The following is a 22,890-nucleotide window of genomic DNA, read 5'->3' as shown; positions in this document are numbered from 1 at the left end:
TTTTGTGGCAGTAAAGATTGAGCGGCGCAACGAGCCGACAGGCGAACAGCTAGCGGCTTCCGTAATCCTAACAGGCGCCTCGGCGCTGCGCATGATGCGCGCCGAGCGCCGGCAGATGGGCTATATCAGCTGGAAGGACCTTGATCCCGATGAGGAGCGCCGCGTACTAAACGCTTCGTCGCCTTCGGCTGAGGACGTCTATCTTCCTGACTTGGTGCGGATTGGGGCCGCAAGCGGCGAGGTGCAAGAGGATTTGTGCTTGCTGGTAGGGTCTGCAGCGCAGCGCCGCCGCATGCCTGGCGTGGGCTGGTCCGTGTCTTCCGGGTTGCCTGCCGGCTCGATTCTAGAGGTGGAACCGGGGGTGTACAGCCTATCTCCCGAGGCCCTTTGTGTTGCCGTTGCACGCGAGGTTGGCTGCATCCAGGCGTTTGCCCTGACCCAGGAACTGTGCTCTAAGATTTCACTGAGCGACCGCGGGAAGTATCTGCCTCCCTACACCTCGCCCGTTGCGAACAAACTTGCAAAGGACAAGGACCAACCGACAGACGTGGGCTACTTTGAAGTCGAGCCAGTGCTGACGCCCGATCGCTTGGCAGATTACCTCGCGGTATGCAAGGGAAACGCGGCCAAACAATTGCAGCGTCTGTGTCCCTACTTGTCAGAAAACCTGCGCTCGCCCATGGAGTGCATCATGCTCGCCCTGTTTTCGCTTCCGTTTTCCTATGGAGGATTTGCTTGCGGTCCCTTTAAGACCGACTACAAGATCGAGTTCGATGATCGCGCGCAGGCAATCTCGGGGATGCCCCATGCAGTTTGCGATGCATATCAGGAGACAGCCCGGTTTGACCTGGAATACAACGGTGAGCTGGGCCATTCCTCCCGGAGGGGACGTACCCATGATGAAAAACGCAACACGGGCTTGATTACTATGGGAATCGAGGTCGCAACGGTCAACAACGAAATGCTTTGCGACATGGAAGCGATGGAAGCGCTCGCATGGCGCATCCACCAGCGTATGCGAAAGCGGTACCGGAATCGTGTCGATGCCCGCAGAAAGAAGCAAGAGGCGTTGCTTAACACGCTGCGGGTGTGTTTTGGGCTTAAGCCGGTCTAATTCGCGTCGAAAACAGGGGGTTAATCATATGCCCTGGCCAAAATATGGCAAATATGAGTACTGTCACTAAATCAGTAACAGCAAAATCAAAGAATTTAGGACTCGGAGGCGGCGTAAAGTAAGAAGATAATAAACAAATGTAGAATAACTAAGCATCAGGTTGGCGACACTGAGCGCGAAATCTGTCCGAGAGGCCAAAACTGCCTGTTACTAAATCGGTGACAGTACTCATATTTGCCATTTTTTGGTCACGGCACCCTAAGAAGGGTGCCCCGGAGCTCCCCACAGGGGAGCTTCGGGCTTCATAGGGGCACGAATAGCCCACTCCGACCTGCAAATCTGTACTCGCGATGCGAATGACGCCCCTAACCTTAAACTTTAGCTTGAACTTAGCTATAATGCGCTTCGTTCCTACCAGGCTGTGGTTGCGGACGGGCGAAATGCCCGTCCTAGTCCAAGACAGACGCGGTCAAAGGGATCCACGTAAGCGACCGCGTGCGCGCGGCGCGATCATGGCGCGTCCTAGATGTAAGCCGCACCGTCCGTTCTACTTTCTTTGGGGCAATACCGCCTCGCGGGCGAGCGGGTCAGTCGTGAAGGTGGCTGCGGCCTCCCGAGCAAACACCCCGGTGCGCAAGTGTGGGGTCAAATACCAGGTCAGCTGGTGGGAACAACCTGATATTCCGCGCAACGCACGGATCGTATACGACACAGAAGGCAGGGTAGTGGACATGGTGAGGGGCAGCTTGATGCACGCGGCTCGGTTAGGTGCTGGGACTGCAGCGGTCATCGCCGTTTTGGGCCTGAGCGGATGCGCGTTCAACCCGCTGTCTACGTTCACGACTCCCACGATCGACCAGATCGAGTACGAGACCGTCACGCCGGCGGTGTCGGATGATGCCCTGGTCACTCCCGGAACCCTGACGGTCGCCCTCGATACTTCCGATGCGCCACAGGCAATGCAGGGCGCCGACGGCGAGCTTACGGGGTATGCAGTCGACGCTGCCCGCGCCCTCGCAAGCCGCATGGGCCTTAAGGTCGCCTTTGTCGATGCGTCCTCGGCAGGTTCCGCACTCGGCGACAAAAAGGCCGATATCTTTATCGGCGAGATCAACTCCACGGACGGGGACATTAGCTCGCTCGGCGCCTGCCTGTACGATGCCGCTTCTGTGTTCGGTAAAACTAGCGATGGTGGGTCGCTCAGCGTTTCCACCGATACCCTTAACACGTCCACCCTGGGCGTTCAGATGTCCTCGGCCTCGCAGGAGGCGCTTGCTAAGCAGAGCATCACCGCCAACCAAAAGACCTATTCCAACATCAACGAGTGCTTTGAGGCGCTCGAGTCCGGCGAGGTCGACTATGTGATCTGCGACTCTACGGCCGGCGGCTACCTTGCACGCCTGATGAGCGAGGTCTCCTATGTCGGTTCGCTCGAGGCGCCCTCGACGCTTAGTGTTGCGGGCCTCTCGTCCAATGACGAACTGTGCCGTGCCGTGAGCGATGCCCTCGACGGTATTACGGCCGACGGCACGCTCGAGGCGGTCCACTGCGTCTGGTACGGCACGATGCCCTACGACCTCACCACTAAGACGGTTTCGGGCGCTAACGTGCAGCTGGGCGATTCTGAGTCCAGTGAGACCATGTCCTCCGGAAGCGAGTCCTCCGATTCCAACAATGAGACCGCATCCTCCGAGGACAAATCGTCCAGTCAGGAAGGCGCCATCACCGACGACGACATTAACAAACTCAATAGCTAGTTATTGCTAGGGGTGGCGTCTCCTATACGTTGGAAAGGACACCTCTTCACGGTTTCAACACGCACCGCCGGGCTTCCCCAATAGGGGAGCCCGGCTTTTTTGTTTCCGTAAAACCAGCAGGTCAAGGGCAATTTCCAGGAGAAAAACCAACTCAGCCGACGCTTTCCTATAGCGCACTTTGCCACGGAAAAGTGCGAGACTTCGGTATGCGGTATCAAGCAATCGTTATTCGGGTCTTTGGGAATTCGGGTGATTAAATGCACGGCAGTGGGTACATAGCCAGTACAGTAAGTCCCCGAGGCAGATTGGAGCCACGTATGGATATCAAGGTTTCTGGACGCAAGACGACGGTAACCGATGCTCTGCGTGCGCATGTGGATGAGAAGATCGGCGAGGCGCTCAAGGTTTTCGATATCGAGCCCATGACGGTCGACGTTGTGCTTCGCTATGAGAAGAACCCCTCGAACCCCAACCCGGCAATCGTCGAGGTTACGGTTCGTGCCCGCGGTTCGGTGATTCGCGTTGCCGAGCATGGCGCAGATATGTACGCCGCCATCGACCTCTCCGCCGATAAGGTCACCCGCCAGCTGCGCAAGTTTAAGACCAAGGTCGTGGACAACCGCCAGGGCGGTGCCAGCGCAGCGGATGTCGCACCGGTCGAGCGCGTCGAGGATTTGGCCGACCTGCTGCTGCCCGAGGAGGAGGACGATCTGCTCGTCCGCGAGAAGGTCATCGATGTCACCCCGATGACTGAGGAGCAGGCGCTGGTACAGACCGATCTGCTGGGCCACGACTTCTACGTGTTCGAGAACGCGACGACTGGCCTCATCAATGTGGTGTATCACCGTAAGAATGGTGGATATGGCATCATCAAGCCCCGCATCGAAACACTTGACGAGTAAAATACGTTAACTTGCATGAGTTAACGGCCGGCGGTCATCCCATGCGGATGGCCGCCTTTTTTACGTAAGGAGTCGCTTTGATGGACAAGGCTGCATCTACCGGCCATTCTGACCGCTGCCGCATCGTCGTCGATACCTGCTGCGACTTTAGCCCCGAGGTCGCTGCGAACCTCGATGTCGATATCTTGGGCTTCCCCTTTATCATCGATGGCGAGGAGCGCACGGACGATATCTGGTCGAGCATGAGCCCCAAGGAGTTCTACGACCGCATGCGCGCCGGCGCTCGCGTGTCTACCTCCGCCGTGTCACTCGGTCGCTATATCGAGTTCTTTACCGAGTGCGCCAAAGAGGGTACGCCCACGGTCTACCTGTGCTTTACCTCGGCGCTGTCGTCGAGCTACAACTCCGCGTGCCAGGCGGCAGATGCCGTGCGCGCCGAGTATCCCGATTTTGAGCTCTACGTGGTCGACAACGCTCTGCCCTGCGCGACCGGCGAGCTCTTGGCGCTCGAGGCCGTCCGTCAACGCTCGGCGGGACTTACCGCCAAGCAGCTGGTCGACTGGGCAAACGAGGCCAAGACCTATGTCCACGGCTACTTTACGCTCGAGAGCTTCGATGCGCTGGCTGCCGGCGGCCGCATTCCGCCCGCAGCGGCACAGCTCACGGCAAAGCTCGATGTCAAACCCGAGCTGTCTTACGACCTGGCCGGCTCGCTGTCGCTGATCGGCGTCAACCGCGGTCGCAAGAAGGCGCTCAAGTCCATCCTCAAGTCGTTTCGCGAGAACTACGTGCCCGACCGCACCATGCCCATCGCCATTATGACGGCCGATGCCGAGAAGGACGGTGACTGGCTCGAGGCCGCCATCCGCAAGGAGGAGGGCTGCGCCGACGTCACGATTATCCGCAGCTCCGTGGGCCCCACCATCGGCTCGCACGTGGGTCCTGGCATGGTGGCCTGCGCGTTTTGGGGCAAGAACCGCGCCGACAAGGCGTCGCTTTCCGACCGCATCGCCCGCCGTGTGCGCGGCCAGTAGACAGGCGCTGCGGCCGTAATCGCCCTCAACTCACAGCCCAAACGATGGCACCGAGTATTCAACCTGGTAATAACACCCAACCCAAAAGGAAAGGTTTCATGGCAAACAAGCTCTCTGTCGCATTTATTGGCACCGGAATTATGGGTGCCCCCATCGCCGGCCACATTCTGGACGCCGGCTATCCCGTCACGGTCAACAACCGTACCAAGTCCAAGGCCGCGGCGCTTATCGAGCGCGGCGCTGTCTGGGCCGATACGCCGGCCGATGCCGTGGCGAACGCCGACGTCGTCTTTACCATGGTGGGTTATCCCTCCGAGGTCGAGGAGCTCTACCTGGCGGGCGACGGCCTGCTCGCGTGCACCAAGCCCGGCGCGGTCCTGATCGACCTCACCACGAGCTCGCCCGAGCTCGCGCGCGATATTGCCGAGGCCGCCCAGGTTTCCGGCCGCATGGCGTTTGACTGCCCCGTCACCGGCGGCGAGTCCGGTGCTATCGCCGGCACGCTCACGGCCATCGTGGGCGCCACCGAGAACGACATCGCCCCGGTCCGCGACATCCTTTCCACCTTTGCGGCAAATATCTGCTGCTTCGATGGCGCCGGCAAGGGCCAGGCTGCCAAGCTCGCCAACCAGGTGTCGCTGGGCGCCTGCATGGTCGGCATGGCCGATGCGCTGGCGTTTGCCGAGCTGAGCGGCCTTGATCTTGAGAAGACCCGTCAGATGATCCTGGGCGGCACCGGCAAGTCCGGCGCCATGGAGAGCCTGGCGCCCAAGGCGCTCGACGGCGACTACAAGCCCGGCTTTATGGTCGAGCACTTCATTAAGGACCTGCGTTTGGCGCTCGCCTATGCCGACGATCGCGAGCTTGCGCTGCCCGGCGCCGACGTGGCCTTTACGCTCTACGATATGCTCGACGCCATCGGCGGCGCCAAGCTGGGCACCCAGGCCATCACGGTACTCTACAAGGAGGAGGCCGACGCCATCGCCGCCGGACTGGACTGGTCGCAGTATCGTCCCGAGGAGCATGGTGCTCACGAGGAGGGCTGCGGTTGCGGCGAGCACGGCGACGACCACGAGTGCGGTTGTGGCCACCACCACGGCGAGGACCACGAGTGCTGCTGCGGCCACCATCACGAGGAGTAGCGCCCATGAGCTGGACGTTCGTGGTGCTCGCGCTGGTGCTCTTTCTCTTTGCGATCTACATTGGCTTTTTGTGCGGCCAGTGGGCCTGCGAAAAGCGCGTCATCACCAAGCGCGACTACTGGATTGCCAACTTTGCAGGAGCGGCGGCAGTCGTCCTGCTGACCTGGGTGTTCTCGCTGTTCCCGCTGGTGCAGTTTGCGCCGATCGGCTGGCTCGGCGGTTTTATCGCCGGTCTTAAGATGAGCTTTGGCGAGTCCGTCGGTCCGTGGCGCAAGCACGACGAGGTCTTTAACGTCAACAAGGCCCATCGCGCCGCCGCCGACGCGGGTGACGCCGAGGAGCGCCGCCGTGCGCGTCGCAATGGCGCGGCAGACCGACAGCTCATCTCGGTCACCGATGACAGCAAGGGTGCTGGCAAGCACGCTAAGAAATAGTAAGAAGAGGTAACTATGGCAGAAAACAAAGACGAACAGCTCACCGACGAGGAGCTGGCACAGCTTCAGCTGGCAGAGGAGAACGAGAACGCCGTCGACCGACTGGTCCAGGAGCTCGGCTGCCCCACGCGCCGCATGCGCCAGTTTGCCGCCCGCGTGCTGCACCTGCTTGCCGAGCGCGATCCGCAGCGCGTCGTGCCCTGCGTGCCCGCGTTGATCGAGGCGCTCGACCGCCCCGAGGCTCAGACCCGCTGGGAGGCTCTCGATGCCCTGGCGGCGCTCGCCACCACCTGCCCCGAGCAGCTGGGCGATGCCTTTGAGGGTGCCGAGACCGCGCTGTTCGACGAGATTTCCTCCACGCTGCGCTATGCCGCCTTCCGCCTGCTGTGCGTATGGGGCGCCACGAGCGTCGAGCGTTCGCGCGAGGCTTGGCCCATCCTGGACGAGGCCATCCAGTGCTACCACGGCGACCTCGAGTATCGCGACATGCTCGGTTGCCTGTACGAGTTTAGCCAGGGCGAGATCGACGCCGAGGTCGCCGACAAGCTCGCACTGCGCCTTAAGTTCGATGCCGAGAACGGCAAGGGCAGTTATCTCAAGGCCCGTTCGAGCGAGATTTGCGAAATGCTTGTTAAACGTTTTGGCCTGGAACTCTCCAAAAAGAAGAAGCGTGCTAGCGTTAAGAAATCTGACGACGCCGAAGACGAGGAGTAACAGATTATGGCGCACGATGTAGTCCTGATTCCCGGTGACGGTATCGGTCCCGAGATTACGCAGGCCATGCGCCGCGTGGTCGAGGCCACCGGTGTCCAGATCAACTGGAACGTCCAGGAGGCCGGCGCCGGCGTCATGGACGAGTTCGGTACGCCGCTGCCCCAGCACGTCCTCGATGCGGTCGCCGAGACCAAAGTTGCCATCAAGGGCCCCATCACCACACCGGTCGGCACGGGCTTCCGCAGCGTTAACGTCGCCCTGCGCAAGCACTTCGACCTGTACGCCTGCGTGCGCCCCTGCCTGTCGCAGCCGGGCGACGGCTCGCGCTTCCGCGACGTCGATCTGGTCATCGTGCGCGAGAACACCGAGGACCTTTACGCCGGTATCGAGTTCGATGAGGGCGCTGCCGAGGTCGAGGAGCTCTCGCAGCTCGTCGAGCGCTCGGGTCAGAAGACCTTCGCCGCTGATTCCGCCATCTCGATCAAGCCCATCTCCATCGCCAAGAGCCGCCGCATTGTGGAATACGCCTTTGAGTACGCCCGCCGCTGCGGCCGCAAAAAGGTGACGGCCGTGCACAAGGCCAACATCATGAAGGCGACCGACGGCCTGTTCCTGCGCGTTGCGCGCGAGGTGGCCGCCAACTATCCCGACATCGAGTTCAACGACAAGATCGTCGACGCCACCTGCATGGGCCTGGTCCAGAACCCCAACGACTTTGATGTCCTGGTGCTGCCCAACCTGTACGGCGACATCGTGAGCGACCTGTGCGCCGGCCTGGTGGGCGGCCTGGGTATGGCCCCCGGCTCCAACATCGGTGCCGACTGCGCCATCTTTGAGGCAACGCACGGCTCCGCGCCCGATATCGCCGGCCAGGATATCGCTAACCCCACGGCAGAAATTCTCTCTGCTGCCATGATGCTCGATCATCTGGGCGAGAACGATGCGGCCAATCGCATTCGTGCCGCCGTATCTGCCACGCTCGACGAGGGCGAGCAAGTTACCGGTGACGTGCGTCGTGCCCAGACTGGCTCCGTTGCGGGTGCCGTGGGTACGCAGGCCTTCGCCGATGCCGTTATCGCGCACCTGGTCTAAGGCATGCAGGCTGCAAACGCCTAAATAGTACTTAAGTGTTTGCGTATAACCTAAGAATCAATACGCCCGGCGCTCCGTCGGGCGTATTCTATTGGGGACTATGTTTCCTAACAAGGAGTAACCGATATGGGTTTGATTCAAAAGAAGGATGAGAAGGACGAGATCGACGGCATCCAGATCATCGAGCGCGGCGAAGGCCCCAATGGTGACGAGGATGAGAAGATCGATCTGGTCGCCGGTACGTCTGCCGAGCACATTGCCGCCGGTACGACGGCCGAGGAGGAGGACGCCCGTCTGGAGGCTCAGATCGCCGCAGATGCCGCTGACGAGAACCTCATGCCCGAGGAGCAGGACGAGGACGATTCCGACGCGGACGATCATGCATCCAAGCACAAGAAGACGATGATCGCCGCCTTCGTGGTTACAGTCGTGATCGCTGCCGTGGTCGGCTTCTTTATTGGCAATGGCGGCTTTGGCGGCAAGGGTGTCGGTTCGGCGACCCTGACCGAGGACCAGCTCGATTCGACCGTGGCAAGTTATAGCTACAACGGCAAGAAGAGTGACATCACCGCGCGCGAGGCCATCGAGAGCCAGTACAGCCTCGACACCGTCAAGGACGGCGACGGCAACTACACGGCTCCTTCTGCCGACGTCATCCTGTCCTACGTGCGCAACAAGATTCTGCTCGATGCTGCCGAGGACGAGGGTATTACCGTCTCTTCTAAGGAGATGAAGAAGTACGCCGAGGATTCTATCGGCACTTCTGACTACGACACCATGGCCAAGCAGTATGGCGTCTCCAAGGACCAGGCCAAGCAGATCGTCCGCCAGTCCGCGACGCTGCAGAAGCTCTACAAGAAGAAGGTCGGCGACAGCTCCGCAAGCATGCCGACCGCCCCGACCGAGCCTGCTGACGGCAACGAGGAGACCGCGAGCAAGGACTACGCCGACTACATCATCAACCTTGCCGGCGACGAGTGGGATAGCTCAAAGGGCACTTGGAAGGACGCCGATGGCACCTACGCTAAGGCATTCGCCGACGATGCCTTTACTGCCGATAGCGCTACCTATAAACAGGCCATGACCGCCTATTACACCGCCTACCAGCAGTACTCCTCGCAGGCTTCGAGCGCCAGCTCCAAGTGGACCGAGTATGCTAACGGCCTGTACGCCAAGGCCAACATCAGCATCTACGGCCTGTTTGCGTAAGGTTTGCCTGAGCCGCCGAGCGTGTAGCTGAAATATCTGAATAGCCCGCTAGAACGGATGTTGTTCTAGCGGGCTATTTGCGTTTAGGCGCTGGTGGCTAAATTATGCCTATGAATCTTTAAGTCCAAAAAGATTATCGGCTTCATCGTCAGGCATATATTCCAGCACATCGCCCGGTTGGCAGTCGAGTGCCCGGCATATCGCGTCAAGAGTTGAAAAGCGCACGGCAGAAACCTTGCCCGTCTTGATGCGCGACATATTGACCTGGGAGATGCCCACGCGTTCCGCAAGCTCTTTGGATGAGATCTTGCGTTCGGCAAGCATGCGGTCGAGCCGCAGAATAATCATGGATTCCCCCTAGAGCAACTCGTCATCTTGTTTTTGCAGGATATACCCGTAGCGGAAGATGCTGGCAATCAGGCTAAAAATCAGGCCCGCAAAGAGCATGGAGAGGTCGAGATGCTGGCCGCCAAGCGCATCCGTAAAGCTACCGCCAAATCCTGAGAGTATCAGCCCTGTGACTATGGCACCAAAAAGTTTCACGGCGGCGCCGCCGATAAGGAACAAATGTCCTATTTGACGTAGTATGCGGATGCATTCGAGGTCAAAGGGCCTGCCCGCCTTTTCAATGGCGGAGAAAAACCTGTATGCGCTTAGCGCGATGGCAAGCGCGAGGCATGCCATCATGCCACTCCCTATGGCAGTATGACCGTCGTGCGCGACAAGCATAAGAGGGGTCTGTTCGTTGGCGCCGACGAGAGCGAGAATTGGCCCTTCGCCAGCCGTAAGCTCTACGGATTGGAGACAGAACCCTTGGGAGAGGCTAGGCAATATGAATAGAAGTTCGATTGCAATGACTGCGAGGAGTGCCAGAGCGAGCGCCACGATGGTGCAGATTGTGCCCCATTTGCAGTAGCGAGTGAGCTTCCTCAGTTTGGCTATTGCCTGTTCACGGTTGATGGCTTCATTCGATTTGGATACGTTCCAGCGGATCATAGCTCCTCCAACCAATGTCTTGGATGATACTTGTATCTTATATTATAATTAATGATAAACGATAAACAATTACAGATTAGAGTAAGTAATGTTTGTGAGACGAATAGTGAGAGCTATAGCATATTCAGGGAATGGGAGTTTGGAACGCGGGTGGGGTGGACAAAGATCGATATTTCCTGCAATCGCGCAAATGCTTCATCGGGTCTCCCTAATTCATATGGGAAAACGGCTGCAAACGATTGCAAATAACCGGTGAACGGTCAAAAACTACCGTTCACCGATAATTTCTAAACTGGTTCTAACTGGTATTAAGTCAAAAAGACCAATTCACAAATCTTCACAATGAGCTGCATTTTTCCTACACGCTATATTTAGCCGCCCTACGTTGTTTAGACACAGGAAAAGATCCGATCTTTTGCCAAAACATTTCGAAACGGTTTCAAAACCGCAGGTAGAAGTGTTAACGACCGGTAAACGGTCGAAATATCACCGTGAGCGGTGCAAAAACGTTTTACCGTATGAATCAACGAAAGCGACCTCTTCTGGGGTGATATAGTGACAACAACACGTCACGTGGTTACTACCAGTTTAGAAACCACTGGTCTTCAAAGAACGCTTTCTAAGAAGCTTTAAGGGCGAGCGCCCGCTGGCTTCCGAAAATCATCGGACACAGATCGTACACACCTTCGGAAGGGAAATTTGAATGGTTGGCTTTATTCTTACCGGTCATGGACAGTTCGCACCCGGCCTTGCAAGCGCTATCGCTATGGTTGCCGGCGACCAGCCTGCTTTTACCGTCGTTCCTTTTGAGGGCGACCAGGCTGCTTCCTACGGTGAGGATCTCCGCGCCGCTATTACCGCCATGCGCGAGGAGTGCGATGGCGTGCTCGTCTTTACCGACCTGCTTGGCGGCACCCCGTTCAACCAGTCGATGATGATTGCCCAGGATGTCGACAACGTTGAGGTTCTGACTGGCACCAACCTTCCCATGGTTATTGAGCTTCTGTTCCTCCGCGGCAATGCCACGCTCGCCGAGCTTGGCGAGCAGGCCGTGACCGTTGGCCAGACGGGCATCACCGCCCAGACGGTCGCATCCGTTGCCGGCTCCGACGAAGAGGATATCTTCGGCGACGAGGACGGCATCTAATGGCCGATTTCGGAGCCAACGTCCTGAGCTCCTCGGTCGCTCTTTTAGGCCTGCTTGTCATCATGGGCTTGATTTACACCATCTGGTCGCAAATCAACATGAAGAAGAAGCAGAAGTACTTCAAGGAGCTGCACACCGAGCTCAAGCCGGGTCAGGAGGTTCTTTTCGCCGGCGGTATCTACGGAACCGTCAAGGGCATCGAAGGCGAAAAGGTCCAGATCAAAGTCCGATCCGGTGCCGTCGTAGATGTTTCGCGTTACGCGATTCAGGAGATCAAGTAACTGTCGTCAGCAAATAACGAAAGGAAGCTGATCAACATGGCAGAACCCAACATTCTTCTTACCCGCATCGATAACCGACTGGTCCATGGTCAGGTCGCTACCCAGTGGAACTCCACCCTGGGCTCCAACCTCATCCTCGTCGCCAACGACGATGTGTCGACCAACACCATGCGCCAGAACCTCATGAAGATGGCCGCTCCCGCCGGCGTCGCTACGCGTTTCTTCTCTCTGCAGAAGACCATCGACGTCATTGGCAAGGCGAGCCCGCGCCAGAAGATCTTCATCGTGGCCGAAACACCGGAAGACGTGCTTACGCTCGTCAAGGGCGGTGTGCCTATAAAGAAGGTAAACATCGGCAACATGCACATGTCGGAAGGAAAGCGCCAAGTCGCCACCTCCGTCGCAGTTAACGACGAGGATGTCGCTGCGTTTAAAGAGCTGCAGGAATTGGGGGTGGAGTTGGAGATCAGGCGCGTTCCGAGCACGCCTGTTGAGGACACGAGCAAGCTCTTCTCGTAATCCTCGTGATCCACGTTGTCAGGATTGAAACCCTGACGTTCTGTACGTGATATCCAAAGTGCGTACATACATTTTGAAAGGAGGAGCAAGATGGAATACTCGATCATCCAGGTCGCTCTGGTCTTCATCGTCACGTTCGTCGCGGCAATCGACCAGTTCAACTTCCTCGAGTCTCTCTATCAGCCCATCGTCACCGGCGCCGTCATCGGTCTTATCCTTGGCGACCTCAACACCGGTCTTCTCGTGGGTGGTACCTATCAGCTCATGACGATCGGCAACATGCCGATCGGAGGCGCTCAGCCGCCTAACGCCGTCATCGGCGGCATCATGGCAGCCATTCTCGCTATCGCTACGGGCCTCGAGCCCAACGCGGCAGTCGGCCTTGCCATTCCGTTCGCTCTGCTTGGTCAGCTCGGCGTTACCCTGGTCTTCACGCTTATGTCGCCGCTCATGTCCTCCGCGGACAACATGGCTCATAACGCTGACACCAAGGGCATCGAGCGTCTGAACTACTTCGCCATGGCTCTGCTCGGCCTGATCTTCGCTGTCGTCGTCACCCTGTTCTTCATCGCTGGCGCTACCATCGGTCAGACCATCGCTTCCGCCATCCCGACTTGGCTGCAGACCGGTCTGTCCGCTGCAGGCGGCATGATGCGCTTCGTCGGCTTCGCCGTCCTGCTCAAGGTTATGATGAACCGCGATATGTGGGGCTTCTTCCTCATGGGCTTTGGCCTCGCGCTCATCACCGTTGCCAACGATTCTCTGGCAACCCCTGCCCTGCTCATCCTCGCTCTCATCGGCTTCGGCATCGCTTTCTGGGACTTCCAGCAGCAGACCGAGCTGAAGGGTGCAGCTGTTTCTGACGGAGGTGACTTCGAAGATGGCATCTAATGAGTATGTGATCCCGGAGCACTACGAGGATCTCACTCCTGCTCCGCAGCTCGACCAGAAGACCCTCAACAAGATGGCTTGGCGCTCCTGCTTCCTGCAGGCATCGTTCAACTACGAGCGCATGCAGGCCGCTGGCTGGCTTTACTCCATCATCCCCGGTCTGGAGAAGATCCACACCAACAAGAACGACCTCGCGGCTTCCATGAGCCACAACCTGGAGTTCTTCAACACCCACCCGTTCCTCGTCACCTTTGTTATGGGTATCGTGCTTTCGCTCGAGCAGAACAAGGTTGACATCCCCACGATCCGCGCCGTCCGCGTCGCCGCAATGGGCCCGCTCGGTGGTATCGGTGACGCCCTGTTCTGGCTGACGCTCGTGCCTATCACGGCCGGCATCACCTCCAACATGGCCATCAACGGCAACGCCGCTGCGCCGATCATCTTCCTGGTGATCTTCAACGTCGTCCAGTTCGCTCTGCGCTTCTGGCTCATGAACTGGTCCTACAAGCTTGGCACCAGCGCTATTGACGCTCTGACTGCCAACATGCAGGCCTTCACGCGTGCCGCTTCCATCATGGGCGTCTTCGTCGTCGGTTGCCTGGTCGTCACCATGGGTGGCACCCAGATCAACCTCCAGATCCCCAACGGCACCACCCGTGGCCTCTCCGCTACTACCGTGATCGTCTCCGAGAAGGAGGCCGAGAACTTCACCGGTATGGAGGGCATCGATACCGAGACCGCTGAGGCCGGTACCATCGCCATGACCGATGAGGACGGCAACGCCCTCACCGCTTCCGATGCCGACGGCAACGCTGTCGAGTGCGGCGTCACCGATCTGGGCAACGGCATGCAGTCCGTTACCTACGGCACCGTCACCGAGGATCCGGTCAACTTCTCCGTTGCCGACACCCTCAACACCATCGTCCCGAAGCTCGTCCCGCTTATGCTTACGCTGCTGCTTTACTACATGTTCGCTAAGCACAGCTGGACCCCGACCAAGGGCATTCTGCTGCTCTTCGTCCTGGGCATCCTGGGCGCTGGCCCGCTTGGTCTCTGGCCGAGCATCTGGTAAGGCTCTAGCTTGAGGGGTGTGTCCCTACGCGGCTCACACCCCGACCCCTTAAGCCATGTGTATGTTAAAAGCCGCGTGCTCGAAAGAGCGCGCGGCTTTTGTTTTCTTGATGATTCGGGTGTGGCAGACAGATAATGCTAAACACCCTAGGTAGTTAGCCGAGTTTGAGAAAATGGGAGGATAGGATGGCGATCGGAGCGCGTAAGCAACCGCTGTACGATCAGCTGGTCGATATTCTGACCGAAAAGATTGACCATGAATATCGCGCCGGTGACATGATTCCTTCCGAGCGCGAACTTTCGGAACGCTATGGCCTCTCGCGCACTACGGTACGCCTGGCTCTGCAGGAACTGGAGCGTTTGGGACTGGTGGTTCGGCAGCACGGTCGCGGTACCTTTGTGACCGACCGTTCGGCAAAGGCAACCAATCTTATGCAGTCCTACAGTTTTACCGAGCAGATGCGCGCGATGGGTCGCGACCCCGAGACCACGATTCTCGAGTTTTGCGAGATGGAGGCCGATAAGAATCTGGCCGAGCATATGGGATTACGTATCGGTGATCGCATTTTTAAGCTCAAGCGCCTTCGTTCTGCCGACAACATGCCCATGATGGTCGAACGTAGCTATCTACCGGTTCGTCAATTTCTGTCCCTAAAGCGACCGCTGCTGGAGCGTAAGCCGCTTTACGATGTGATTGAGCAGGACTTTCAGCAAAAGATACGCGTGGCCGAAGAGGAGTTTTATGCGAGCATAGCCCGTCCCACCGATGCCCATCTTTTGGGAATTGTCGAGGGTTCGCCTGTGCTCGATTTGGTCAGGACTACGTATAACGAGTCAAACGAGGTTGTGGAGTATACGCTCTCGGTTGCTCGTGCCGATCAGTTTAAATACAAGGTTTACCACCAGCGTGGCGACTAGTGTTCACATCGTTTCCATGTGATGATTCTTTGCATTTAACTGGTTACTACCAGATAACCAACTGAAGTGTATAATTGCACGTCAGAGGATTACTTCTAGAGAGAGGTATTAGAAATGTTCGAGAAGAGTGTCGAGGAGCTCACCGAGCTCGGCGCCCAGATCACCACGGCCGAGATTGCTCAGCAGCCCGAGCTCTGGCGTGATACGCTCAACATCTATCGCGAGAACAAGGAGGCCATCGAGGCCTTTCTGGCCGAGGCTCGCGCTATGGGCGAGGGCCGTCTGTCCGTTGTCTTTACCGGTGCCGGTACGTCCGACTATGTTGGCGATACCTGCGCCCCGTACCTGCGTCACGCTGGCAACACTGATCTCTACGACTTTAAGCCCATCGCCACGACCGACATCGTGAGCGCCCCGCGCGACTTCCTGCGCGCCGAGGATCCCACGCTCGTGGTTTCCTTTGCCCGTTCTGGCAACAGCCCCGAGAGCCTTGCCGCCGTTGCCGTTGCCAAGGAGCTCGTCCACAACGTCAAGTTCCTCAACATCACCTGCGCTCCCGAGGGCAAGCTCGCCGTCGAGTCCGCTGATGATCCCAATGCGCTGACGCTGCTCATCCCGCGCGCCAACGACAAGGGCTTCGCCATGACCGGTTCTTACACCTGCATGACCCTGCTCTCTACCCTCATCTTTGACGAGGCTTCCGACGAGCAGAAGGCCGAGTGGGTCGAGACCATCGCCAAGATGGGCGAGGAGGTCATCGATCGTGAGCCCGAGGTCGCCGATTACCTGGCTGGCGACTTCAACCGCGTGACCTACTTGGGTTCCGGCTCCTTCGGTGGCCTTGCCCAGGAGAGCCAGCTCAAGATCCTCGAGCTCGCTCACGGTCTGGTCGCTACTTCCTACGACACCTCCATGGGTTATCGTCACGGACCCAAGTCCTTCGTCGACGACAAGACCCTCGTGTTCGTGTTCGTCAACAACGATGCCTACACCCGTCAGTACGATATCGACATCCTCAACGAGATCGGTGGCGACGAGATCGCTCAGCACACCGTTGCCGTTCAGCAGGATGGTGCTACCGTCTACGAGGGCGAGTCCTTCACCTTTAAGGGCTATGAGGCACTCCCCGAGGGCTACCTTGCCCTGCCGTTCGTGATGTTTGCCCAGGCCATCAGCCTGCTCAACTCCGTGCGCGTGGGCAACACGCCCGATACGCCGAGCCCCACTGGCACGGTCAACCGCGTGGTTAAGGGCGTGACGATTCACCCCTTCACCGCTTAATCGCGTCCCCCCTGTAAGGGCGCCCGTCCGCTCATAACGGCGGGCGGGCGCTTTCCGTTTTTACTAGGACCGGGTATAAGCATCACCACAGTCAACTGCTTTAGAAGCAAGGAGTGCATATGAGCACGTACGCAATTAAGGCTGACAAGTTCTTCTTGCCGGCAGGTCCGCAGCTGGGCGGCTATCTTATGGTCGAGGATGGCGTCTTTGGCGCCTGGCAGGCCGACAAGCCCTCTTGCGAGATTAAGGACTACACGGGATCGTGGATCGCACCGGGTATGGTCGATACCCACATCCATGGCTTCTACAACCACTCAACTACTGACAACGATCCCGAGGGTATCGATATCAGCTCGACCGAGCTCGCCCGTCGCGGTACCACCAGCTGGCTGCCCACGACGTTCACCGATGGCGTCGAGCAGATCAAGGACGCCTGTGCCGCTATTGCCCAGGCTGACGAGGGCCGCGGCCCCGACTTCTGCGGTGCTCGCATTCAGGGCATCTACCTGGAGGGCCCCTTCTTTACCATGAAGCACGTGGGCGCACAGAACCCCGCTTACCTGATCGACCCCTCCGAGGAGGTCTTCGACCAGTGGCAGGAGGCTGCCGGCGGACGTATCGTTAAGAGCGCCATGGCCGCCGAGCGCGATGGTGCTGCTGCCTATGCTGCCGCCCTGAACGCTAAGGGTGTCGTGACCAGCATCGGTCACTCTGATGCCACGTATGACGAGTGCGTCGCCGCCATCAATGCCGGTGCTAGCTGCTTTACGCACACCTATAACGGCCAGCGCGGTCTGCATCACCGCGAGCCCGGTGTTGTGGGCGCTGCTATGACCACCCCCGAGACCTACGCCGAGATTATCTGCGACGGCAAGCATGTGAACCCCGCCGCTATCAAGGCGCTGCTGCAGGCTAAGGGCTGGCAGCATACGGTGCTCATCACCGACTGCTTGGGCTGCGGCGGCATGCCCGAGGGCAGCTACACCAGTGGCGGTATGGACGTTATCATGAAGGACAACCTGTGCTGGCTCGCCGACGGCAAGAGCATTGCCGGCTCGGTGCTCACGCTTGCCCAGGGCGTCAAGAACATTGTCGACTGGGGCATTGCCAGCGCCGATATCGCCATTCGCATGGCAACCGAGGTGCCGGCTCGCTCCGCGCACATCGAGGATAAGTGCGGCAGCATTATGCCGGGTCGCGATGCCGACTTTGTCGTATTCGACCACGAGCTCACCCTCGTCGAGACGTATGTTGGCGGCCAGAGCGTCAGCAACGCCTTTACCGAGTAACGATAGAAAAAGACGGCGGGCCCGAATCTGCTCGGACCCGCCGTATGGGTTAAACGCTCAAAAGCACCTTCACAGTTACAGCTTGTTAGCGATCTTCTTTGCTGTGCGCTTGACGCCGGCCACCAGGCCTCCTGCAGGATGCTCCTTCTCGTATGCTAGGCGCTTCTCGCGCTTGGCGTACTCTTCGACGATGATATCGCCGTACTCGTCTTCGATCTTGTCGAAGAAATCGACGGCGCCCTTAATTTCCTCGGCGGTTGGGTGTCCCTTTTGGACGCCGCCGGTAAGTTTGAACGGTCCCCACGTGTCAAAACCGGGACAGCCGTAGACGCCCATAAATATGGCCTGTCTCATGCGGCAGATGCCATCGATATCCTTGCCGTACCACTTGTTTTTGCCACCGTAGGTCATAAGGCCAAACACCTTGTCCTGCGGCTGCAGCACGTTGGTGAGCACGCGTGCCATGTCCTTGTCGATCTCGGAGTAATAAATGCCCGTGGCGGCACCGATTAGATGATATTCGTGCAGGTCGGGATACTCGTTTTTTCCGAGCGTTTTTACATCGAGGGTATCGATCTCGGGGTGCGCCTCAACGATGGCGTCCACGAGCTTTTTCGTATTGCCGTGGTGACGCGAGGCGTAGAGGATGATGGTTCGCATAAGAAGGCCTTTCAGCTGTAATGACGTCAATGTCTGTATGGTACCCCGTTGCATGGCTGGGATACCGGACGCATCGATGAACATGCGGGTTTGTCCTTTGGTTAGGGCCGAGACGGGTACTTGCGAGCAAAAAAGCAGTTGTTCGAAAGGATGGGCAATGGAATACGCTCTCTCCAACGATTCGATCTCTATCAAGGTTTCCACAGCCGGCGGCTCGTTTACCTCGATTGAGGCCGACGGTCGCGAGTATTTGTGGCAGGGCGATCCTGCCGTGTGGTCCGGCCAGGCGCCGATTTGCTTCCCGATTTGCGGAGGTCTGCGCGACGGCAGCGCCATGACGTTCGCCGGGCATCATGTGAAGCTCGCCCGTCACGGGTTTGCGCGCAAGCAGGAGTGGAAACTGCTGAGCCAAAGCACGAACGAGCTGGCTGTGTGTCTGGCATCCGAGGATAACGCTGCATTGCTGAGAGATTATCCGTATCCGTTCAAGCTCGTCGCCCGCTATACGCTTGAGGACGCTGCCGTGCGTGTTTCCTATGAGGTCACCAATGAGGGCACCGAGGACATGCCGTTCTTTATCGGTGGACATCCTGGCTTTAGGTGCCCACTCGACGAGGGTGAGGCCTATACGGACTACGAGCTGCGCTTTGAGAAGGACGAGGCTGCGGAACTCTGCGCCGCCGTTCCCTCGACTGGATTGATCGATGTGGACAGGCGTTCCAAGAATCCCATGGTGGGAAAAACGCTGCCTCTGTCGCATGAGCTCTTCGATTTTGCGGAGACCATCTTTGACGTGCTCGAGAGCCGTCAGGTCACGCTTTCCAAGAAGGGCGAGGACAAGGGTGTTCGCCTGAGCTTTGAGGGCTTCCCGTATCTTATTGTGTGGAGTAAGCCCGAGGGTGATTTTGTGGCAGTTGAGCCCTGGGGTGGCCTTTCGACCTGTTCCGATGAGGATGACGTGCTTGAGCATAAGCGCGGCTGCCTGATCGCCAAGCCCAAAGAAACCATCGTGCGCTCGTTCACGATCGAGATTCTGTAATTCCGTTTTGTCGACTCGTATCGCGAGGCACAAGGAGCCTGCGAGATAAGGAGCTAAAAATGATCCTCACCGTTACGATGAACCCGTCTGTCGATACGCGCTATCAGCTCGATGAGCTCGTTATCGACGACGTCAACCGTGTGACGCCCGAAAAGACCGCCGGCGGCAAGGGTCTCAACGTGGCCCGTGTACTGGGTCAGCTGGGCGACGACGTTGTGGCAACCGGTTTGCTCGGCGGCCACATGGGCGCCTACATGGCCGAGCTCATGGATGCCAACGGCATTAAGAATGATTTTGTACCCATCAAGGGCGAGACTCGCATTTGCCTCAACATCCTCCACGCCGGCAACCAGACCGAGCTACTCGAGAGCGGCCCGACGATTGCCCCCGAGGAGCTTGATGCCTTTACCGCCAAGTTCGCCGAGCTTGCGAGCAAGGCCGCTGTCGTTACCATCTCGGGTTCGCTGCCCCGTGGTGTCGAGGCGGACTACTACGCCAAGATCACGGGCATTGCCGAGAACGCCGGCGCCAAGGTGCTGCTCGATACCTCGGGTGCTTCGCTTGAGGCTGCGCTCAAGTCCGAGGTCAAGCCTGAGCTGGTTAAGCCTAACCTGACCGAAATTAACGGCCTTCTGGGCACGAGCTTTACCACCGACGATGTGGACGAGCTTCGCGCCGCGCTCGCCTCTGATGCCCGCTTCTCCGATATCCCCTGGGTCGTCGTGTCCATGGGCGCTGCCGGCTCCGTTGGCTTCCACAATGGCCGTGCGTTCCGCGCAAAGACGCCCGATATCCCTGCCGTTAACGCCACGGGCTCTGGTGACTCCACTATCGCTGGCTTCGCGCATGCCATTGCTGCTGGCGCGGACGACGAGACGGTGCTGCGTACCGCCAACACCTGCGGCAAGCTCAATGCCATGGATCCTATGACTGGCCACTTGGTCATGGATCGTTGGGACGAGGTCTACAACGGCGTTGTCGTGACCGAGCTGTAGGAGCTTGTGCTGCGGCCCCGGCATCGCTTGCTAGCTCATGTCGACGACAAGTGCAGTAGCATTATGCCGGGGCACGACTCCGACTTTGTCGTGTTCAGTCCCGACCTTACCCTGGTCGAGACGTATGTGGGCGGCAACAGCTTTGGTAATGCGTTTGCCGAGTAGCCGCCAAGGAAACGATCCGAGAGGGGATTTAGATGATTTACGGTGCATTGGGCGATATCGAGGAGTATCGCGGAATGCTCAAGGGCCTCGACGTGCTGATCGACTGGCTCGAGGAGAACGACCCGGCGCAGCTCGAGGTCGGCAGCCATCCGATTCTGGGCGACAAGGTCTATGCGAACGTCATGGCTCCCACGACGCGTCCCGAGGCCGAGGCTCACTATGAGACGCATCAGCGCTATCACGACCTGCAGATCGACGTCGAGGGTCGCGAGGCCTTTAAGGTCGCCACGGGCAGCCTGACGCTGGTTCAGGAGTTTGACGAGAAGGACGACTACGATCTGGTCGATTCCGACGCTTCGATCGCCGGCGATCTTGCCGACGACAAGTTTGCGCTGTTCGTTGCCGGCGAGCCTCACATGCCCACGCTTGAGTTCCCGGGCGATGGCGCACAGCCGGTCAAGAAGATTTGCTTTAAGCTGCTTGCAGATGCTTACTGGGAGGAGTAGCGAGCTACTCGGCTGAGTTGTTCGTATGCTGGCGTGATTCCATTGAGGGGCGCGCTTGAGCCCCGTTAATCGCGGTTCCCTTGGGGATTGCGGTTGGCGGGGCTTTTGTTGTTTGAGCTGGACTCTTTGGGGCGGCTAAATTAGGCTGAACGACGTAGTTATTGAGACACGATTGATGCTAAATGGATTGAAGAATAATTAATTTTGAATGTGACTGCAAAAAACGTTTCGGATGACCCTCAGTTTGTCTTGTTTTCTGGAAATGAAATAGCGGCTTTCCAAGATGGAAAGGGGCTTAAGTCGGGTATGTTGGCGGAAGGCCTTGACCTTCCTGAATCGCGCCAAATAAAACCTGGTGCTGAGTTAGAGGGCTGGCTCGGTTATGAGCTGATTGACGAAACTACTCCGGTTGAATGTGAAGTCGGACACCAAGCCACATCCGCTGACCATGAGACTGCTTTCTATGGCCTGGCTAATCCACAGACAATCGATCCGAGTACTCTTTAATCCCTATTCATGCGTATAAAAGCCGCTGTAATTCTTCTGGGGAACATATTTGAGTCCCGTTGATTGTGGTCTACTTGGGGACCGCAGTTGGCGGGGCTTTTGTTGTTGGAGGGAGCTGTTTGCCGTCGGGGTTGCTGCAGTTTCTTGGTGCAATGCACTCAATCGGCAACAAAAAAGCCGCCCGAAGGCGGCTATCTTGTGCAATGGAGCCAGCGACCGGGCTCGAACCGGTGACCCCCGCTTTACGAGAGCGGTGCTCTACCAACTGAGCTACGCTGGCGGCCATGTGGTGACGCAACTGAGGCGTCAACGGCTGTCTATGATACGGGACATCGCACATCCGCGCAAGTGTTCTGACGGCTTTTCTCACTTTAAATGCACTAATATTGGAGACGTGATGTCTTGCTCTTACGGGTCTCAAGCAGAATGGGGCAGTGATGATTCAACCCAAGATTCTTCTCACGCGCATCGATGATCGGTTTATTTACGGGCAAGACGTTGAGCTGTGGAATGAGGCGGTTGGTTCCAACCTCGTCCTGATCGTTAACGACGAGATTGCGGCGGATTCGCGCAAGTGGGCGCCTATGAGGGTCGCGGTGCCCGAGGGCGTGTGGACACGGTTTTTCTCGGTGCAAAGGGCCATCGACATCATTCATACCGCAACGCCGCGCCAATTGATTCTGATCATGGTGGCCTCACCCGCCGATGCACTCGCGCTGGTTAAGGGTGGCGTGCCGATCACCAAGATCAGCATTGGCCATATGCAGGCAGGGGAGGGCAAGCACCCCATAACGCCCGCAGTCGCCGTAGACGGCGAAGATGTCGCCGCCTTCAAAGAGCTGCAAAAGCTCGGCATAGAACTAGAAATCCGCTATCTCCCCAGCTCCAATCCCGACCCCATCGGCAATCTGTTCAACTGATCCCTTGGGGACGGAGAAAAACGAATCATTTTGCCCTTGCGAGGGACGCGTGCGATGCTGCCTGTCAAAAACAATGCCCATTTACTACGTTTGATCGGCTATCGCCGAGCATGTCGAATTTGAGAAAAACAAAACCGCAGGTAGGCGGCTCGCGAATTTAGCAAAAACCGGTGCATGGTCGAGCATCCCGGGCTAAACGTAGTAAATGGGCATAGTTTTGATATGTCGCTCATACAGTCACAGCGAAATTGAGCCCAAAAGATGAAAAAAACGCCCGTCGGCGGTGGTGCCGGCGGGCGTTGCTGTG

General features: G+C 58.1%; 26 protein-coding genes and 1 tRNA gene. 23 read left to right on the top strand and 4 right to left on the bottom strand.

Going from position 1 to position 22,890, the window contains the following annotated elements:
• Positions 1-4: 4 nt before the first annotated feature.
• The 9 genes from DWZ22_RS00785 (at position 5) to DWZ22_RS00745 (ending at position 9,398) form a co-directional block, all read left to right on the top strand.
• Entirely contained in the window at positions 5-1,114 is a 1,110-nt protein-coding gene (locus DWZ22_RS00785) for a hypothetical protein (protein WP_118405187.1), read from the top strand.
• 731 nt (positions 1,115-1,845) lie between these two features.
• Entirely contained in the window at positions 1,846-2,871 is a 1,026-nt protein-coding gene (locus DWZ22_RS00780; protein ID WP_233505196.1) for an ABC transporter substrate-binding protein, read from the top strand.
• Positions 2,872-3,188: 317 nt separating this feature from the next.
• A complete protein-coding gene (gene hpf, locus DWZ22_RS00775; RefSeq protein ID WP_035137685.1) occupies positions 3,189-3,773 on the top strand; it encodes a ribosome hibernation-promoting factor, HPF/YfiA family in 585 nt (194 codons plus the stop codon).
• A gap of 80 nt (positions 3,774-3,853) precedes the next feature.
• Positions 3,854-4,807: a DegV family protein gene (locus DWZ22_RS00770; protein WP_117763426.1), complete on the top strand. Its 954-nt coding sequence runs from the start codon at positions 3,854-3,856 to the stop codon at positions 4,805-4,807.
• Between the two features lie 98 nt (positions 4,808-4,905).
• Positions 4,906-5,949 (top strand): NAD(P)-dependent oxidoreductase, encoded by a 1,044-nt coding sequence (locus DWZ22_RS00765; protein ID WP_118405186.1) that lies wholly within the window; start codon positions 4,906-4,908, stop codon positions 5,947-5,949.
• A gap of 5 nt (positions 5,950-5,954) precedes the next feature.
• Positions 5,955-6,383, top strand: coding sequence for a hypothetical protein (locus tag DWZ22_RS00760; RefSeq protein ID WP_055310425.1), 429 nt, complete (start codon positions 5,955-5,957; stop codon positions 6,381-6,383).
• A gap of 15 nt (positions 6,384-6,398) precedes the next feature.
• Positions 6,399-7,097, top strand: coding sequence for a hypothetical protein (locus DWZ22_RS00755; protein ID WP_117743274.1), 699 nt, complete (start codon positions 6,399-6,401; stop codon positions 7,095-7,097).
• Positions 7,098-7,103: 6 nt separating this feature from the next.
• Positions 7,104-8,189, top strand: a complete 1,086-nt coding sequence (locus DWZ22_RS00750; protein ID WP_118099148.1) for an isocitrate/isopropylmalate dehydrogenase family protein — start codon at positions 7,104-7,106, stop codon at positions 8,187-8,189.
• A gap of 126 nt (positions 8,190-8,315) precedes the next feature.
• Positions 8,316-9,398 (top strand): hypothetical protein, encoded by a 1,083-nt coding sequence (locus DWZ22_RS00745; protein WP_117798428.1) that lies wholly within the window; start codon positions 8,316-8,318, stop codon positions 9,396-9,398.
• Between the two features lie 108 nt (positions 9,399-9,506).
• Here the strand turns inward: DWZ22_RS00745 and DWZ22_RS00740 are convergent, their stop codons facing one another.
• Both DWZ22_RS00740 and DWZ22_RS00735 read right to left on the bottom strand, forming a co-directional pair.
• Positions 9,507-9,746 carry a helix-turn-helix transcriptional regulator gene (locus DWZ22_RS00740; RefSeq protein WP_118099149.1) on the bottom strand — a complete coding sequence of 80 codons (240 nt, stop codon included), beginning with the start codon at positions 9,744-9,746 and terminating at the stop codon, positions 9,507-9,509.
• Positions 9,747-9,755: 9 nt separating this feature from the next.
• Complete coding sequence (locus DWZ22_RS00735) at positions 9,756-10,394, bottom strand: DUF2975 domain-containing protein (protein WP_118099150.1); 639 nt, start codon at positions 10,392-10,394, stop codon at positions 9,756-9,758.
• Positions 10,395-11,097: 703 nt separating this feature from the next.
• On the opposite strand from DWZ22_RS00735, the gene DWZ22_RS00730 reads away from it, so the two are divergent.
• The 8 genes from DWZ22_RS00730 to nagA all read left to right on the top strand — a co-directional run bounded on the left by DWZ22_RS00730 (position 11,098) and on the right by nagA (position 17,791).
• Complete coding sequence (locus tag DWZ22_RS00730; protein ID WP_117743271.1) at positions 11,098-11,541, top strand: PTS fructose transporter subunit IIA; 444 nt, start codon at positions 11,098-11,100, stop codon at positions 11,539-11,541.
• Positions 11,541-11,822 (top strand): preprotein translocase subunit YajC, encoded by a 282-nt coding sequence (gene yajC, locus DWZ22_RS00725; RefSeq protein WP_022094612.1) that lies wholly within the window; start codon positions 11,541-11,543, stop codon positions 11,820-11,822. Before DWZ22_RS00730 ends, yajC begins: the two co-directional genes overlap by 1 nt.
• Positions 11,823-11,858: 36 nt before the next feature.
• On the top strand, positions 11,859-12,341 hold the full coding sequence (gene agaV, locus DWZ22_RS00720) for a PTS N-acetylgalactosamine transporter subunit IIB (RefSeq protein ID WP_089572404.1): 483 nt from the start codon (positions 11,859-11,861) through the stop codon (positions 12,339-12,341).
• Between the two features lie 90 nt (positions 12,342-12,431).
• Positions 12,432-13,232, top strand: a complete 801-nt coding sequence (locus tag DWZ22_RS00715) for a PTS sugar transporter subunit IIC (protein WP_089572403.1) — start codon at positions 12,432-12,434, stop codon at positions 13,230-13,232.
• Complete coding sequence (locus DWZ22_RS00710; RefSeq protein ID WP_117794116.1) at positions 13,222-14,304, top strand: PTS system mannose/fructose/sorbose family transporter subunit IID; 1,083 nt, start codon at positions 13,222-13,224, stop codon at positions 14,302-14,304. The genes DWZ22_RS00715 and DWZ22_RS00710 overlap by 11 nt, the downstream gene beginning before the upstream one ends.
• A gap of 185 nt (positions 14,305-14,489) precedes the next feature.
• Positions 14,490-15,221 (top strand): GntR family transcriptional regulator, encoded by a 732-nt coding sequence (locus tag DWZ22_RS00705; RefSeq protein WP_117735495.1) that lies wholly within the window; start codon positions 14,490-14,492, stop codon positions 15,219-15,221.
• A gap of 114 nt (positions 15,222-15,335) precedes the next feature.
• Positions 15,336-16,502 carry an SIS domain-containing protein gene (locus DWZ22_RS00700; protein ID WP_117743270.1) on the top strand — a complete coding sequence of 389 codons (1,167 nt, stop codon included), beginning with the start codon at positions 15,336-15,338 and terminating at the stop codon, positions 16,500-16,502.
• 119 nt (positions 16,503-16,621) lie between these two features.
• The gene (gene nagA / locus DWZ22_RS00695) at positions 16,622-17,791 is read left to right on the top strand and encodes an N-acetylglucosamine-6-phosphate deacetylase (protein ID WP_118405185.1); all 1,170 of its coding nucleotides are present in this window, start codon (positions 16,622-16,624) and stop codon (positions 17,789-17,791) included.
• Between the two features lie 75 nt (positions 17,792-17,866).
• Here the strand turns inward: nagA and DWZ22_RS00690 are convergent, their stop codons facing one another.
• A complete protein-coding gene (locus DWZ22_RS00690; RefSeq protein WP_233502253.1) occupies positions 17,867-18,451 on the bottom strand; it encodes a hypothetical protein in 585 nt (194 codons plus the stop codon).
• Between the two features lie 157 nt (positions 18,452-18,608).
• Here DWZ22_RS00690 and DWZ22_RS00685 point away from each other — a divergent pair, with 157 nt between their 5' ends.
• The 5 genes from DWZ22_RS00685 to DWZ22_RS00665 all read left to right on the top strand — a co-directional run bounded on the left by DWZ22_RS00685 (position 18,609) and on the right by DWZ22_RS00665 (position 21,663).
• Entirely contained in the window at positions 18,609-19,490 is an 882-nt protein-coding gene (locus tag DWZ22_RS00685; protein ID WP_118405184.1) for an aldose 1-epimerase family protein, read from the top strand.
• Positions 19,491-19,549: 59 nt separating this feature from the next.
• Positions 19,550-20,485, top strand: coding sequence for a hexose kinase (locus DWZ22_RS00680; protein ID WP_118345497.1), 936 nt, complete (start codon positions 19,550-19,552; stop codon positions 20,483-20,485).
• Positions 20,486-20,491: 6 nt separating this feature from the next.
• Entirely contained in the window at positions 20,492-20,650 is a 159-nt protein-coding gene (locus DWZ22_RS00675) for a hypothetical protein (protein ID WP_199583400.1), read from the top strand.
• A 32-nt stretch (positions 20,651-20,682) separates the two neighbouring features.
• The gene (locus tag DWZ22_RS00670) at positions 20,683-21,156 is read left to right on the top strand and encodes a YhcH/YjgK/YiaL family protein (protein ID WP_117743267.1); all 474 of its coding nucleotides are present in this window, start codon (positions 20,683-20,685) and stop codon (positions 21,154-21,156) included.
• Positions 21,157-21,366: 210 nt separating this feature from the next.
• Positions 21,367-21,663 (top strand): DUF5067 domain-containing protein, encoded by a 297-nt coding sequence (locus tag DWZ22_RS00665; RefSeq protein WP_233546418.1) that lies wholly within the window; start codon positions 21,367-21,369, stop codon positions 21,661-21,663.
• A 204-nt stretch (positions 21,664-21,867) separates the two neighbouring features.
• On the opposite strand, the gene DWZ22_RS00660 is transcribed toward DWZ22_RS00665, so the two are convergent.
• Positions 21,868-21,943, bottom strand: a tRNA-Thr gene (locus DWZ22_RS00660).
• Between the two features lie 157 nt (positions 21,944-22,100).
• Here DWZ22_RS00660 and DWZ22_RS00655 point away from each other — a divergent pair.
• Positions 22,101-22,583, top strand: a complete 483-nt coding sequence (locus DWZ22_RS00655) for a PTS sugar transporter subunit IIB (RefSeq protein WP_006236279.1) — start codon at positions 22,101-22,103, stop codon at positions 22,581-22,583.
• Positions 22,584-22,890 lie beyond the last annotated feature (307 nt).

The sequence above is a fragment of the Collinsella sp. AF31-11 genome (assembly GCF_003475605.1).
Classification (GTDB): Bacteria; Actinomycetota; Coriobacteriia; order Coriobacteriales; family Coriobacteriaceae; genus Collinsella.
This window is presented reverse-complemented; position numbering and strand designations above follow the sequence as displayed.

Coding starts and splice junctions, on each gene's coding strand:
- DWZ22_RS00780 (WP_233505196.1), top strand. CDS start 1,846: ATGGTGAGGGGCAGCTTGATGCACGCGGCTCGGTTAGGTGCTGGGACT.
- DWZ22_RS00770 (WP_117763426.1), top strand. CDS start 3,854: ATGGACAAGGCTGCATCTACCGGCCATTCTGACCGCTGCCGCATCGTC.
- DWZ22_RS00730 (WP_117743271.1), top strand. CDS start 11,098: ATGGTTGGCTTTATTCTTACCGGTCATGGACAGTTCGCACCCGGCCTT.
- DWZ22_RS00715 (WP_089572403.1), top strand. CDS start 12,432: ATGGAATACTCGATCATCCAGGTCGCTCTGGTCTTCATCGTCACGTTC.
- DWZ22_RS00710 (WP_117794116.1), top strand. CDS start 13,222: ATGGCATCTAATGAGTATGTGATCCCGGAGCACTACGAGGATCTCACT.
- DWZ22_RS00670 (WP_117743267.1), top strand. CDS start 20,683: ATGATTTACGGTGCATTGGGCGATATCGAGGAGTATCGCGGAATGCTC.
- DWZ22_RS00745 (WP_117798428.1), top strand. CDS start 8,316: ATGGGTTTGATTCAAAAGAAGGATGAGAAGGACGAGATCGACGGCATC.
- DWZ22_RS00755 (WP_117743274.1), top strand. CDS start 6,399: ATGGCAGAAAACAAAGACGAACAGCTCACCGACGAGGAGCTGGCACAG.
- yajC (WP_022094612.1), top strand. CDS start 11,541: ATGGCCGATTTCGGAGCCAACGTCCTGAGCTCCTCGGTCGCTCTTTTA.
- DWZ22_RS00735 (WP_118099150.1), bottom strand. CDS start 10,394: ATGATCCGCTGGAACGTATCCAAATCGAATGAAGCCATCAACCGTGAA.
- DWZ22_RS00680 (WP_118345497.1), top strand. CDS start 19,550: ATGATCCTCACCGTTACGATGAACCCGTCTGTCGATACGCGCTATCAG.
- DWZ22_RS00750 (WP_118099148.1), top strand. CDS start 7,104: ATGGCGCACGATGTAGTCCTGATTCCCGGTGACGGTATCGGTCCCGAG.
- DWZ22_RS00685 (WP_118405184.1), top strand. CDS start 18,609: ATGGAATACGCTCTCTCCAACGATTCGATCTCTATCAAGGTTTCCACA.
- DWZ22_RS00655 (WP_006236279.1), top strand. CDS start 22,101: ATGATTCAACCCAAGATTCTTCTCACGCGCATCGATGATCGGTTTATT.
- hpf (WP_035137685.1), top strand. CDS start 3,189: ATGGATATCAAGGTTTCTGGACGCAAGACGACGGTAACCGATGCTCTG.
- DWZ22_RS00740 (WP_118099149.1), bottom strand. CDS start 9,746: ATGATTATTCTGCGGCTCGACCGCATGCTTGCCGAACGCAAGATCTCA.
- DWZ22_RS00765 (WP_118405186.1), top strand. CDS start 4,906: ATGGCAAACAAGCTCTCTGTCGCATTTATTGGCACCGGAATTATGGGT.
- DWZ22_RS00690 (WP_233502253.1), bottom strand. CDS start 18,451: ATGCGAACCATCATCCTCTACGCCTCGCGTCACCACGGCAATACGAAA.
- agaV (WP_089572404.1), top strand. CDS start 11,859: ATGGCAGAACCCAACATTCTTCTTACCCGCATCGATAACCGACTGGTC.
- DWZ22_RS00705 (WP_117735495.1), top strand. CDS start 14,490: ATGGCGATCGGAGCGCGTAAGCAACCGCTGTACGATCAGCTGGTCGAT.
- DWZ22_RS00700 (WP_117743270.1), top strand. CDS start 15,336: ATGTTCGAGAAGAGTGTCGAGGAGCTCACCGAGCTCGGCGCCCAGATC.
- nagA (WP_118405185.1), top strand. CDS start 16,622: ATGAGCACGTACGCAATTAAGGCTGACAAGTTCTTCTTGCCGGCAGGT.
- DWZ22_RS00760 (WP_055310425.1), top strand. CDS start 5,955: ATGAGCTGGACGTTCGTGGTGCTCGCGCTGGTGCTCTTTCTCTTTGCG.